12 protein-coding genes are annotated in these 14,372 nt (G+C 44.4%); 8 read left to right on the top strand and 4 right to left on the bottom strand.

All coding sequences use genetic code 11. The features are described from left to right. Nucleotides 1-42: 42 nt before the first annotated feature. A complete protein-coding gene (locus tag ACAX20_RS09660; protein ID WP_371185789.1) occupies nucleotides 43-1,488 on the bottom strand; it encodes an alginate export family protein in 1,446 nt (481 codons plus the stop codon). A 172-nt stretch (nucleotides 1,489-1,660) separates the two neighbouring features. Further along, complete coding sequence (locus ACAX20_RS09665) at nucleotides 1,661-3,502, bottom strand: SLC13 family permease (protein ID WP_371185791.1); 1,842 nt, start codon at nucleotides 3,500-3,502, stop codon at nucleotides 1,661-1,663. Between the two features lie 435 nt (nucleotides 3,503-3,937). On the opposite strand from ACAX20_RS09665, the gene nrdB reads away from it, so the two are divergent. The 8 genes from nrdB to ACAX20_RS09705 all read left to right on the top strand — a co-directional run bounded on the left by nrdB (nucleotide 3,938) and on the right by ACAX20_RS09705 (nucleotide 10,733). After that, nucleotides 3,938-5,068, top strand: coding sequence for a class Ia ribonucleoside-diphosphate reductase subunit beta (nrdB, locus tag ACAX20_RS09670; protein ID WP_371185793.1), 1,131 nt, complete (start codon nucleotides 3,938-3,940; stop codon nucleotides 5,066-5,068). Between the two features lie 51 nt (nucleotides 5,069-5,119). Then, nucleotides 5,120-5,347, top strand: coding sequence for a class I ribonucleotide reductase maintenance protein YfaE (gene yfaE, locus ACAX20_RS09675; RefSeq protein ID WP_371189634.1), 228 nt, complete (start codon nucleotides 5,120-5,122; stop codon nucleotides 5,345-5,347). Between the two features lie 277 nt (nucleotides 5,348-5,624). Further along, nucleotides 5,625-5,843 carry a hypothetical protein gene (locus ACAX20_RS09680; RefSeq protein ID WP_371185795.1) on the top strand — a complete coding sequence of 73 codons (219 nt, stop codon included), beginning with the start codon at nucleotides 5,625-5,627 and terminating at the stop codon, nucleotides 5,841-5,843. Nucleotides 5,844-6,094: 251 nt separating this feature from the next. Then, entirely contained in the window at nucleotides 6,095-6,577 is a 483-nt protein-coding gene (locus ACAX20_RS09685) for an acyl-CoA thioesterase (RefSeq protein ID WP_371185797.1), read from the top strand. A 93-nt stretch (nucleotides 6,578-6,670) separates the two neighbouring features. Next, complete coding sequence (locus tag ACAX20_RS09690; protein WP_371185799.1) at nucleotides 6,671-7,921, top strand: retroviral-like aspartic protease family protein; 1,251 nt, start codon at nucleotides 6,671-6,673, stop codon at nucleotides 7,919-7,921. 147 nt (nucleotides 7,922-8,068) lie between these two features. Next, on the top strand, nucleotides 8,069-8,491 hold the full coding sequence (locus ACAX20_RS09695) for a YeeE/YedE family protein (RefSeq protein WP_371185801.1): 423 nt from the start codon (nucleotides 8,069-8,071) through the stop codon (nucleotides 8,489-8,491). A 2-nt stretch (nucleotides 8,492-8,493) separates the two neighbouring features. After that, entirely contained in the window at nucleotides 8,494-8,937 is a 444-nt protein-coding gene (locus ACAX20_RS09700; RefSeq protein ID WP_371185803.1) for a DUF6691 family protein, read from the top strand. Between the two features lie 1,049 nt (nucleotides 8,938-9,986). Continuing rightward, nucleotides 9,987-10,733, top strand: coding sequence for an NAD(P)H-binding protein (locus ACAX20_RS09705; RefSeq protein ID WP_371185805.1), 747 nt, complete (start codon nucleotides 9,987-9,989; stop codon nucleotides 10,731-10,733). Nucleotides 10,734-11,099: 366 nt separating this feature from the next. Here the strand turns inward: ACAX20_RS09705 and ligA are convergent, their stop codons facing one another. Then, nucleotides 11,100-13,127 (bottom strand): NAD-dependent DNA ligase LigA, encoded by a 2,028-nt coding sequence (ligA, locus tag ACAX20_RS09710; protein WP_371185807.1) that lies wholly within the window; start codon nucleotides 13,125-13,127, stop codon nucleotides 11,100-11,102. 58 nt (nucleotides 13,128-13,185) lie between these two features. Next, entirely contained in the window at nucleotides 13,186-14,367 is a 1,182-nt protein-coding gene (zipA, locus tag ACAX20_RS09715; protein ID WP_371185809.1) for a cell division protein ZipA, read from the bottom strand. Between the last annotated feature and the right edge of the window lie 5 nt (nucleotides 14,368-14,372).

The raw sequence follows: 14,372 nt of genomic DNA on the forward strand, positions 1-14,372 counted from the left end.
AGCGAGTGCGTCACTTGCTTGCAATAACACTCCCGCGCTATGTTATTGTAAAAACATGACCAGATTAACAAACCCACCAGACCAACTGGGGCCTTCAAGCCCTACGGCTTTGGTAATGCCATCGCCAGGTTCCGACAGACTTAACCCCATGGTAATGAACGTGGTTGGCGACATCACATAGGTATACTCAATAAAATAATCATCGGCTAAATGCTCGTCGGCCACACCGGTAACCACGGTTGATAAACCATCAGCAAAGTCCAAACGAGACGCTTGACCAAATTGCACAGGGCTTTTCAGCTCATTAACGCGAATATGCGCTGCGCGTAAATTAATGATGTGCTTTTCTGACGGTTTTAACGTCAATGTTAATTGATGTGACTGGACATTAGAGTTGATAAACACCATCGACGATTTGGAGCCTGTCGACCACGATGACGGCGAGCCTTCGTAATACAAGGGATCAAAGCGTTCTAAATCATCAGTATTGGGGTCGTCGCCACTGAACGTTTGATATGAATAGACCAACGTCGGTTGCCACGGTTGCTCAAGTAATGTGGTACCGAGTTTAATGCGTCCGCCCCAAGCATCTAAGTCGATATCACTGTTCCACTGATACGCTACGTCCCATTGGCTAAACACCTTATATTGCTTATCGGTATAGACATCGGTGAGGCCATAATGATTAATAAAACTTAAGTTATCGCGGCCATTTTCGATAATCGATGGTGGACCAATACCGGCAGGTGCCGCTTTAGGGTACGGTGAACCAGATTGCAAGACGTGGCCATAGGTAAAGCCAAACATGCTGCCTTCTGAGGCGAATGGCATGCGAATATCTAGACCCGCAAGTTGTGTATCGGTATTGTTCGAATCCAGCTCATTGGGATCAAGATAAAAAACCGTGGTTGAAACGGTATCGACGGTCCCTTTAATGATGACTGCGCGCTCCCAAGCCTTTCGTGGTCCAAGTTTTAACGCGCCACGCTCAAATCCACTGGTGGCACCATTGGCAATCAACATGCCTGAGCCCAGTTTTAACTCGCGTGCACCGGCGGAGATATCCCACGCAAGACCAGTATCATCCGCTGTTTTAAAACCAACATACGCTTCTTCGAGTGTTAACCGACCGGTATCGCCAGTTTCATAGGCATCGGTACCCGCTGTCGCTGACGCCACAACCGACACATTACCGTACATATGATAATCGGTAAATTGTTGGCCAAAACGGATCCCCGGCTTAACATACAACTCTAACCAATCTTTATTAGGATCATAATTTGCCGAACGGGCAAAGCTGCCAGCTAAGTCCCAAAACAGATCTTCTTCTCGTACCGCGTTAATACCCAGTTGAACATGAGGCGTATATGACAATTCTTGCCCATTTTTTTGTTCCGCATACGTCGACCATACGGTGCCACTCAACACTAAGCCAAGTGTTGCTAACATAATGTTGGATAACCGCAACGGTTTACGGTGAATATTCATCGAGTGTGACCCTATAACGAAAATTAACGATATAAAATCAGTTTAGTCGCATACATGAAAACTCGCTAAGTTTCAGTTGCATAGACAGCAATGAACGCAACAAAACACACGCGGTATAAGGGCTATAAACACAATAGCCCCAGCGTGGCCCTAGGCTAGGTGAGTACCCTATCTAGGTTAAATACATCGTGGTTAAGGTGAACGACAATATGACCCACATGATGAAGATCAATGGAATACCAACGCGCATAAAGTCGGAAAAATGATAGCCGCCAGCGTTCATCACCAATAAATTGGTTTTATAGGCCATCGGCGTTGCATAACTTAAATTAGCGCCAAATAATACCGCCAAGACAAATGGCTCTGGTGGCGCGCCTAATTGCTGGGCGACCGATATCGCGATGGGGGTGCCAATAACCGCCGCCGCATTATTCGATACCACATTCGTCAACAACGCTAATAACAACATTAACGCGGCCAACACCCCGCCGTCAGGCAAGCCTGACGATAACGCCACAAACAGCTCGGCAACATATTGTGCTGCCCCTGTTTCTATCATCGCCAAACCAAGTGCTAATGACGCTGCAACAATCAAAATCACTTGGGTACTCAACGCTGCCGATACTTCTTGCCAATTAAGGCAGCGTGTCGCTAACAACAACAGCACCCCGCAAATGGAGCTGATCACAATCGGGATAATATCGAGCACAGGCAATGTTACCACCGCACACAAAATGCCAAGCGCCAATGGCGCCTTTTTGGTGTGCACTAACTTGGCCGCACCATCAACCACGAGAATACCTTGTCGAGCTTTGAGTTGCTCAATTTGTTCAACATCGCCTTGCACCAACAGGATATCACCCACTCTCAGAGTTACCGTGCCAATGCTTTGCCGACCAATTTCCATCGCCTTCCCATCTCGGTGTAATGCGATAACCGATAAACCATATTGTGACGCAAAATTCACCTCTTTTAAGGTTCGACCGATCAAACCCGAGCCTAAAATCACCACGATTTCAGCCAACATTTGCGATCCGTCCTCAAAGGGGTGATCGGCATCGACTTTATGTTGTCCAGAATATAACGTGGCTTTTAACAGTTGTTCGTATTCTTTTAATCGGTCCGGGTAGTCTCTAACCAACAACCGATCATCCGCCTTAATAATGGTATCTGGCAGTGGCAATAATTTATGATTGTCCTTACCCCGAATAATCCCTTGCACCTGCAATTGCCCATCGGTGAGCTTGATCACTTCGGCAATGGTTTTTCCTGGGGCATTGCTATCTTCATTAAGATTTAAATAGGCACTGAACAAGCGCGGCGATGTATCGGGCATATTGGCGTTACGCTCAGGTAAAATACGCGGTGCAATCAGCCACAGATACACCAAGGCTGCCGCGGCACCGACCAACGCAGGAACCGCAAAATCAAATAAGCCAAAACGCTCTAAGCCGAGATCATGGGCAACACTAACAACAAGTAAGTTAGTTGAGGTACCAATGGTTGTTACCATGCCACCAACTAAGGTGGCAAACCCCATAGGCATCAGCATGCCACTGGGATCGGCTTTGGTGCGAATAGCGACACTGATCAATATTGGTAGTAATAGCACGACCACGGGGGTGTTATTAACAAAGGCACTCAATGCCCCGGCAATCAGCAAAGTCAATAGTAGCGATATTTGTGGGCTTATCTTCCAAAGTTTCGCCAAATTGCGCCCTATCGGCTCAAGTGCACCGGTTCTCACCAACGAATGACCTATGATCATTAACGCGCATACCGTCACCAAAGCTTCATGGCCAAACCCATAAAAGAACGATACAGGGCTGATCTCACCCTTCGCCCCCGTAAAGGGAAAAATGGCGAAAAATACCGTCAGCACGGCGATCACCGCTAAGGAAGATGTTTCCAATGAAATATCTTCTCGGCGAAATAAATAAAGAGCGCCCAACGTCAGTAGTAATACCGCTAACACATGGTAGTTAGGGAGACTCGGGAGGCTTGCCAGTATCATAAAAACTCGTTATAACGTTATTCTTTTCAAGCAATTGAGTTAAAGCATAGTCACAAATTGAAACAAATAGCAACCATCAACGTACATTGCTAAGTCAAGGTTTTTTATCGAAAATAAATACCTTTGTGATAACTGCTTGTCGCCATAGTTATTTAAAAAAATCAACCTAAATAGTTATGAAAATTCGCCGAATTACGCTAGATAAAAATCCATATTTGGTGTTATCATCGAGTTATTAGCCACCATATATAGTAAAAATGGTGATTTCAGCACAGCTGCAGGCCACGTAATACCTGCACCTTGGTTATCGTTACCACGGGCGTTATCGTTGACGGATTAAAGCCACGCTTTGTTCAGCGATGTAACATCAACCCAAAATGACAAGAATTAATACTGCGTGCGACGACACTAAGAGCAGTATTAGAAGGAGAAAGAATGTCGTACTCTACTTTTAATCAAACCAAAAACAATCCGTTGTTAGAACCTATGTTTTTGGGGCAAACCGTTAACGTGTCACGTTACGACCAACAAAAGCACCCGATTTTTGAAAAATTGATTGAAAAGCAGTTGTCATTTTTTTGGCGCCCTGAAGAAGTAGATATTTCTAAAGACCGTGCTGATTGGCAATCATTAACCCAAAGTGAACAACACATTTTTATTTCAAACTTGAAATATCAAACCTTGTTGGATTCTATTGCCGCGCGTAGCGTTAACGTGTGTTTACTGCCGTTGGTATCAATTCCTGAGTTAGAAACATGGATCGAGACATGGGGATTTTATGAAACCATCCACTCACGTTCGTACACACACATTCTACGTAACTTGTTCACCAACCCAAGTGAAGTGTTTGATGACATCGTTATCAACGAAAATATTTTAAATCGCGCCAGTGCGATCAGCGAATACTTCGACCGCGTGATATTACTGACTCAGTTATACCAAGCACAAGGTGAAGGAACGTATACAGTGGATGGTGAAGACGTTGTGGTGACAACGCGTGAAATCAAAAAAGCGCTGTATCGTTCAATTTGTTCAACCAACGCACTTGAAGCGATTCGCTTCTACGTGTCTTTTGCCTGCTCGTTTGCTTTCGCTGAACGCGAACTTCTTGAAGGTAATGCCAAAATCATAAAATTAATTGCCCGTGACGAAGCGGTGCATTTAACGTCGACGCAACACATTTTAAATATCTGGGCGAGCGGAAAAGACGATCCTGAAATGAAAGAAATCAGTGAAGAGCTGCATCAGGAAGGTTTACAGATTTTCTTAGACGTTATTGAGCAAGAAAAGCAATGGGCTGATTACTTATTTAAAGATGGTTCAATGATTGGCTTGAACGCCGAGATCTTAAAGCAATACATTGAGTATCTTTCAAACCAACGTCTTACAGCTATTGGTTATGCACCGCAGTTCGACATTAAGAGCAACCCACTCCCGTGGATCAATGCCTACTTAACCAGTGATAACGTGCAAGTTGCGCCACAAGAAACCGAAATTTCATCGTACCTTGTGGGGCAAACAGACAGCGCTGTTGATGCCACTGACTTTGAAGATTTCGATTTATAAGTCCTATTCTTCGTGACAAAAAAAATCACGGTCAATAACAAGGTTGTCGACATGCCGTTCGACAACCTTATATTCAAAACCACCTTAGAGTTCCTTGAAGCCAATAACGTTGAGGTGCATTACCATTGCCGCGATGGCTTTTGTGGTGCCTGCCGCTGCCAGCTTATCGACGGCGACATTGAATACATTAACGGCGAACCATTAGCGTTTATTCGTGATGGTGAATTCTTACCTTGTTGCTCTGTTCCAAGCACTGACATAAAAATCACCATTGACTGATTACCCTACTCATCAACCTGCACTAACGCCCTCGTTTACAGACATACTTCCTTATTGATACACCTTAAATATCGCTTTACTTTCATATAAATATCAAGGCATTATGATGTTTGATAGACGCGCTGTTATATCAATAGATTTGTTATAGCATTAAGTGGGTCAGCCAGAAAATGGCGCCCCCCCCTAATGCCTCACACCAAAAGCAGCAACGTCCATCGGACAAATGACACGCTCGTTTATAGCAGGGAATGGTTGCGGATAGTAAACAGGAACAAAAATGAAGTATTTTCTCATATTAACGGTATTTTTACTGTCAGGTTGCTCTACTCAAAACTTTGGAAATTATGTGGCAGAAAAAGTTTTTGAGAAAATCACCAACACAGAGATCAGTCATGTTGGCGCAAGCTGTCCAAACATTAAAAGACGTTGTTCAAATGGCAACTACGAGGAGTGGTATCAACAAAATGGGCAAAAAGCATGTGCGTGCAATAACTAACAACAATAGGGATAAGTGAAACCATCTCTTCCCTGTTCATCAACATGACATGAAAAACTCAGCTTTTGACAGCGACCGTTTATCAGGCTGGACGTGTTTTATTGATTTACGTTGTCGCTTTAGCTTATTGCTTTATTTTCCTGCGCAGTGATAAAAGCACCAGTTAGTTTCGCTCGCGCTCTGTGCAGATGAGTGTTGCCTAATCGTTAAATTACTGTAAGAATTATCCATCATTGCTCAGGGAGTTTATTATGTCATCACCACAACGAAGCCTTACCCTTAGATTTTTGGCTGAGCCTCAGGATGTAAACTTTGGCGGAAAAGTACACGGTGGTGCCGTGATGCGCTGGATTGATTTAGCCGCTTATGCCTGTGCGGCGGGTTGGAGCTCAAAATATTGTGTGACCGCCTATGCCGGTGGTATTCAGTTTGTCTCACCCATTCATGTGGGTAATTTAGTCGAAGTGGACGCAAAAGTGATTTATACCGGTCGTTCATCGATGCACATCGCCATAGAGGTAAGTGCCTGTGATCCGAAATCGTTAGCAAAACGACTGACGACGCACTGTATCGTTATTATGGTGGCGGTTGATGAAAGTGGTCATCCCGTGGCAATCCCGCAGTGGCAGCCGGTGACCGAGCAAGATAAGAAAGAGCATGAAACCGCCATTAAGTTGATGGACATGCGAAAAACCATCAAACAAGAAATGCAGATCTATAATAAAGCACAGTAAACATAAAATACCTACGTATTGCACTATTGCATCGGTAACGCTGCTCGGCCGTTGCTATAGTCCTTCAGCCATGAGTGCAACATACCGACAACGATGCTAAACACCAAAGTAAACAACAAGCTGTTATTGACCACCTTAACCTTACTGGTGTTGTCGCTATTGTTAAATTTGCACCTGCTGTCTCAACTCAGTCAACAACAAAAGCAAGCTGCTCTGCTAAGTCCTTCCCTCTCTCAGGATCAACGCTTAGCCAACCCCTTTAAAACACAACGTAGCGATTTACCAGAGACACCTCAACACCAAGAGCAAACCATAGCAGACACCCGCACTGAAGGCGTCAATTCGGAATTATTATTAATTCAAGCCAAAGCCAAACAATTCTTTGCTAGTTATCAGTTTGATAATGCACTTGATATGTATGCGGAACTGCACAGTGCTGATGCCATCTTAGCTGAGCAGTTAAAACAGCTGTGGGTTAAAGAGAGTGAGGCCTGGCTTGAACAGGAGCAGCTGTCGTTAGCCAACAGCTTTTTAGATCTTTTCATTGGTCGCTACCCGTTTGACTTTGATATGACAAGGCTATTTGGCAAGCTGTTACACAAACGTGGGCAAACAGAGCAAGTATTTAATTTATATGCTGACATTATTCGCAATGAGTATGACGTTAGTCGACAACAAATCCTCACGGCGGAGCTCAATCACTATTATCATGCTTGGGCGACGTCACAAAAACAGCGCCAGAAATATCAACATCTTATCGACGTCAGTAAAACTTTAATCGAGCAACAAGGCAATGTGCCGAGCTTCGTATTGAGCGTTGCCGAAGCACACATACAGCTAAATCAAATTGATACCGGATACCAATACTTGTTGTCAATCAGTCACCTTGACACAGTGCAAGATGAGGTAAATAACTTATTGGCACTTATCAGTCGCAAGCGCCGTAGTTTGGAGGGTATAGCCCTGGCTCGTCACGGTGAGCATATGGTCGTGCAAGCAACGATGCAAAGCAGTCGCCAACAACTTGATACGGCATTAATGATCGACACTGGTGCATCGATGACAGTGATATCTGAACAAATCTTTGCAGAGCTCAGTCGATACCATGACATTGCGCGCCACCGCGAGGTCAATATTCATACGGCATCGGGGACTGAGCAGGCATTTACCATTCTCCTTGACGGTATTATGCTTAATGAGTGGCGCATCGATAATTTTGAAGTCGTGGTGATGCCGTTAACGAGTATGGAAGGTGCCGATGGCTTGCTTGGCATGAATTTTTTCAAGCATTTTGAGTTTCAAATAAACCAAGCCGACATGCTGTTAATGCTCAATCCTAAATAGTGCAAGAACATACCCGAATGACCATAGCATATGTACCTATATATAACCCATCGGTATATATAACATAGCATTGAGCACCTTTTATATTATGGATGACTACCGTACAATGCCAAACCTTTATCTTAATACGTTAAATGACAACAACTGATGACTGAATTTACCCCATTGAGTGCCTTGCTAGGTGGCGCCATTATCGGAATTGCCGCAGCTTTACTGCTGCTATTGATTGGTAAAACGGCCGGTATTTCCGGCATCGTCGGCGATGCCTTAAAGCAAAAAACATGGCGGATCTCCTGGCAAATGATGTTTATTATTGGCTTGATATTAGCCCCTTTGATGATTAGCCCAGTGTTCGATGCATTACCGGACAGCATCAACGTCGGTTGGTGGGAGATTATTATTGGAGGCTTTCTGGTTGGCTTTGGTGCGCGCTTAGGCTCAGGCTGTACCAGTGGCCATGGTATTTGTGGTATTGGTCGTTTTTCAAAACGCTCTATTATCGCAACCCTGCTGTTTATGTTCAGTGCCGTGATTACGGTATACATTCAACGCCATATTATCGGAGCTTAATCATGTCTCAACCCCTTAAGACACAACTTAGTGCATTAGCCTGTGGCCTGGTATTTGGCGTCGGTTTGAGCGTATCGCAAATGGTTAATCCCGATAAGGTGCGCAACTTCCTTGATATTTTCGGGCAGTTTGATCCAAGTTTAATGTTGGTGATGGCAGGTGCACTGAGCGTGTTTGCCTTAATATTTTTTGCCATCGTCAAACAGCGTAAAAATGCTCTCAACGGTGATACATTAAACCTGGCCCGCAAATCTAAACTGGACGGTGAGCTGGTTATAGGTGCCGTTATTTTTGGCATAGGTTGGGGGCTGTCGGGGATCTGCCCAGGTCCCGCTTTCACCAACATCAGTGGTTTACAAGGTAAAGTACTGGTTTTTATTAGCATGATGTTAGCCGGCATATGGTTAGCGGACAAAGTAAAACAACACCGTCGTAAGCCGATGTAACGAAAACGCTTATCACCTAATTGCTAGAATATGATGTCAGCGACCGTCGTGTGGCTGACATTTTCTCTACAATTTTCGACGGCACGCCCCGTTATTTTTTGTTACGAACATGTTACGTATCATCTGATGGCGCTCATAACAAACAATCCCATCGTTTAGCCGCAACGACAGCGCACCAAGATTGTTCAATAACGGCCAAATAGACAAATGACTGACATCGTACTTGTGATCATATCAACTAAACGCACCAAATTAGCCCCTTAATATCACATCACGTTGTATTAATGTAATTACTTGCTAACCGAGATACATCGACTATTCATGGCGCCAGTCTCATTTGAAAAACTTACGTTTAAATGGTCCCAAACCATCTGTTGATAAGTGCTCAAAGATTGTGCAAATTGTAACCGTTGAATGTTAATTTTAAACCAGTACCCTCTGTGCAATTGATGAAACGTGCCGCCAAAGCATCGTTTTACCAAATTTACTGCAAAAATTCGCACCGACAATGCAATAAAACATCAAAAAAACGGTTTACCACGAACGAACAATATACCGTAAACCATTGTTAACTAAGGATAAATAGACAAAACAAGGAGTTAAGTTGATTATATAACAATGTCGCGAATGACTCGCATGCATAGCGTTCAATTACAATTATATACATCATGTAAACGCTTACTTACCGTTAACAACGTGGGTTAACTTATCTAAATCAGCGACAAGCCATGAGCCGATTAAATTACTTAAGGAACGCCACCACCTGTGGATAAGTCTGTTTATATATTCTACAAGCTACAGCTAGTAAGGGTTATACAAAGGTGGCTCATAAAATTTTGTTTCTAAGTTGCATATAAAATGTAAAAAGTGCTGTTTTATTAGTAACTTTACTAAAGTTTTTCACAATTTCAGTGGATAACTTTAGCAACCCCTTGTTTTATTTGCCTTGCCATAATGCAAGTGTTTTTTTTATTTTTTTTTGATAAAAATCATCTGTAAAATGATACCCTTAGTGGCGATTATTACTATCGAGACGAATAGACGAGTAAATGAACAAACATCAGCCTTCAACGCCCTATAACGTCGTATTATTTGGTGCCAGCGGTTTAACCGGCTCTGCCCTTATTAATCAACTGATTGATCACCCGATGATAGGCTACATTGTCATGATGGTTAGACGGCCATTGCCAATAAAGCATCATAAAATAGAGCAGGTTGTCACCGATTTTCAGAATCAAGCGGTTATCAAAACGGCACTCAAAGGCTGTAATATTGCTTATTGTTGTTTAGGGACAACCATCAAAGTTGCCGGCAGTAAAGATGCCTTTAAAGCGGTAGATCACACCTTGGTCACGCAACTTGCTAAGCACTGTAAAGCGATGGACGTTGAGCAGTTTCACGTGATATCCAGTATTGGTGCGAATGCCAACAGTTCATCGTTTTATTTGCAGGTCAAAGGGGCAATGGAACAAAGCCTTAGTGATCAACGATTTTCCCAATTAATCATTTATCGCCCTTCGCTGTTACTTGGCGAGCGCAAGCAATGGCGAATCGCTGAAGGCCTTGGTGGTTATCTGTCGCGTCTTCTGAGCTTTTTGTTTATTGGTCCATTGCGTCAATATAAACCGATTTCGGCATCACAAGTGGCATCAGCGATGCTCGATAACAGTCTGCGCCTCATGTCAAAGCCACAGTCAAAGCAGCACAAAACATGCAGGGCCAATAGCAAACAAACCGCGCAAATCACCGTTTTCGACAATAGGCAACTTCACCAAATCAGCCATGACACGGTATAGGTTCTGTTGTAATTTGTGGTATAAATTTTGTTCGAATTAAAAGGAATGTAATCGAGGCGCAGTGACAGACCTATGGTTGTTCCATACAAACGAGCAGCAACAAAGATAAGATTGCCTTTAAACAAATCCATTGGACAACGTTTAATGAGTCGTTTGACCGCGTGATGAATCACTCATGTGGAATGACCCAACAATAAAAGCGCTGGCTTGTCAAAACACTCACGAAACAGCCGCAAAAATCAACATCCCCTAGCGTTGAGTCAAAAAAATCGCCGACTGAAAATGTCGGCGATTCGCATAAAAACGGACAATCGTGTTGATCGCTATACCGTGATGCTCAACACCATATCATTAATGCACAGCACACTAGGCACCATATTTTGCAAACAGCGCTAGCATGTCATCTTCCGTTAATACCGTAACACCAAGATCCGTGGCTTTGCTAAGTTTGCTCCCGGCTTTTTCACCCGCGACCAAATAATGGGTCTTCGCCGATACACTGCCCGATACCTTAGCACCTAACGATTGCAATATATTTTTCGCTTCTGTACGCCCCATTTGACTTAACGTGCCGGTTAACACAAACGTTTGATCTTTTAATGGCAATTCGTCCTCGCCTTTGACCTCAATCGCAGGCCAATCGATGCCTGCAGCCAATAACGCATCAATGACCTCATTATTATGAGGCTGCTGGAAAAACTGCACGATATTACGAGCCACGACGCTGCCTACATCGGCCACACTTTGCAACGCATCGACGTTGGCATGGCGCAGCGCCTCTAATGTTAAAAAGTGCTGAGCTAAATTATTCGCCGTACTTTCACCAACTTCACGAATACCAAGCGCGTAAATAAATTTCGCCAGTGTGGTATGTTTGGCGCTATCAAGGGCGTTAATCAACTTTTGCGCCGATTTTTGTCCCATACGCTCTAATGTGCTCAGCACGGTTTCATTAAGTGAAAATAAATCGGCTGCGGTTCGGATCAATTTTTCATCAACCAACTGTTCGACCAACTTATCACCTAACCCATCAATATCCATGGCCTTTCGAGACGCAAAATGTTTAATCGCTTCTTTACGCTGGGCACCACAAAATAAACCGCCCGTACAACGCAACACCGCTTCACCCTCAGGGCGATGCACGGCAGACGCACAAACAGGACACTGGCTTGGAAAGCTAATCGCTTGGGCATTGTCTGGACGTTTGGCGATAACCACACTGACAATTTGCGGAATAACATCGCCAGCTCGGCGAATGATCACTGTATCGCCAATTCGTAAGCCAAGTCGAGCAACTTCATCTTGATTATGCAACGTCGCATTTGATACCGTAACACCACCGACAAACACCGGCTGTAATCGAGCAACGGGCGTTATTGCCCCGGTACGCCCCACCTGAAATTCTACATCCAATAAGGTGGTCATTTCTTCTTGTGCCGGAAATTTGTAGGCTGTTGCCCACCGCGGTGCCCTTGCCACAAAGCCAAGCGTTTGTTGCATTGTAATATCATCGACTTTTAATACGACACCGTCAATTTCATAACTGAGCTGATCGCGGCGCTGAAGGATATCGTCATAAAATCGCTGACAGTCAGCAATGTCTGTTAATTGTTTCACCTCAGGGCACATTGGTAACCCAAGCGCTTTTACTTGCACTAAGCGCTGATAATGTGAATTTGCCAACCAAGATTCATCGCTGACAAAACCCAATGAATAGGCATAGAACGCCAATTGGCGCTTGGCCGTGATGCGTGAATCCAGTTGGCGCAACGAACCGGCCGCCGCATTTCGAGGATTGGCAAAGGTCTTCTCGCCTTTTTTAATCGCCTGCTCGTTTAAGCGCTCAAAACTCGCTTTGGGCATAAACACTTCGCCACGCACTTCGACAACATCAGGGTAATGACTGCCGTGCAAACGTAATGGAATGGATTGAATGGTACGCACATTGTCGGTAATGTTTTCACCGGTTGTGCCATCGCCACGCGTTGCCGCCTGCACTAAAAGGCCATTTTCATAACGCAAGCTCACCGCAAGGCCATCGAGTTTTGGCTCTGCGCAAAAGGTGATATCCCGTTTTCCTAGACGTTCGCTTATGCGTTGCACAAACGCCTGCCAACTTTGCGCATCAAATACATTATCCAATGACAGCATCGGCATTTGATGCGTTACTTGGCTAAACGCTTTTAATGGTTGGCCACCAACTTTCAGGCTTGGTGAGTCAGGTTGTGCAAACTTTGGGTAGTGTGCTTCTAATGCTTGTAATGCTTTTAACTGGCGATCATAGTGTGCATCTGGCACCGTCGGTGCATCGAGTACGTAGTACTGATAATTGTACTCGTTAATTTCATCGGTTAATTGTTTTATTTGTTGTACGATTACGTCTGTTTCAGCCATTAAACTTACTCTAATAAAAAAGCCCCCAAAACATAGGGGGCCGTGAAACAAAAAAGACCTAGGCGCCAGCTAGACGCGCTCGGCGATCGAATTCTCGAATTCGACTGATGTAATGTTGCTCGGTTTGGCGAGTCATCACTGAGCGTTGACCGTCCAGTACTTGGCCACCTAGCTCATTGGCTAAGTGCTTTGCTGCCGTTAGCATTTGTTTAAACACTGTTTGCGGATCTCTTGCATTTGGCAGCGTCATAAACAGGGTGACACCACGGGTCGTGAAGTGCTCCATGTTATCCAAATCAAAGGTCCCAGGGTTGACCATGTTAGCCACAGAAAAGGTAATACGACCATTGCCAGCATTATCCTCGTGGCGGTGGAAAATATTCATCTCGCCAAACTTCAAACCTAGCGTTAAAAAACATGGCAACATAGTAGCGCCCATCATGACCTGACTATCGGGCATAACAACCGATAAGGCCAGTACCTCTTGCTCCACAGGCTGCGCTGATTTGCTGTCGTCAAAATCAATTTCCATTTGATCGCGCTTTGGCGCAGGTGTTGGCGTGTTATGTTCTTGCCCGCGACGTTCTGCCGTAGGAGGATTCGGCTCAACAGCGTTATTTTCGCCACTGTGATGACGAATGTCCGTCGTGTCATCATGGCTTTTACGATGTTGAGTTTGATTTAACTCCGGTGAATGCTGCTGTGCTGGGCGAGATTGCTCCTGGTTCGATAAGCCCGCTTGCTCAAACGTATGTACCGTATCGATAATATCATCTTGCTCTACCGCACTAAACGACAATTGTTGCTCCGGCAACAGTGCTTCGTCGCTATCCGCAGTGTGACGCAACGCATGATCAACGTCTGGATCTGATAATAATTCATCGTGATTGGTGCGAGATGTATGTATTTCAACTTTATCAACCGAGCTTACGCCGACTAACACGCCTTCAGCGCTACCATGTGCCTCTGGCGATGCCGGTTCGCGGTTTGACTGCACAGACGGTGCTGGTGTGGCTTCGTGGCCTATGACAGGTTTAGGTATGCCCACACCATCTTGATCAAAACCATCGCGATCAAAATTTCGCTCGATGCTTAACGCATCGACACCTTCGGCACTCGTTGGTTCGAGTTTTAATGGATTTTTACCGTCTCGTCTGATTTTTTGACGACCATTGAGGAATATCGCAATAACGACGATAACACTGATTATTATTAATATATCTCTTAAACTGATTTCCATTATCA

The sequence above is a fragment of the Thalassotalea sp. Sam97 genome, assembly GCF_041379765.1.
Taxonomy (GTDB): Bacteria; Pseudomonadota; Gammaproteobacteria; order Enterobacterales; family Alteromonadaceae; genus Thalassotalea_A; species Thalassotalea_A maritima.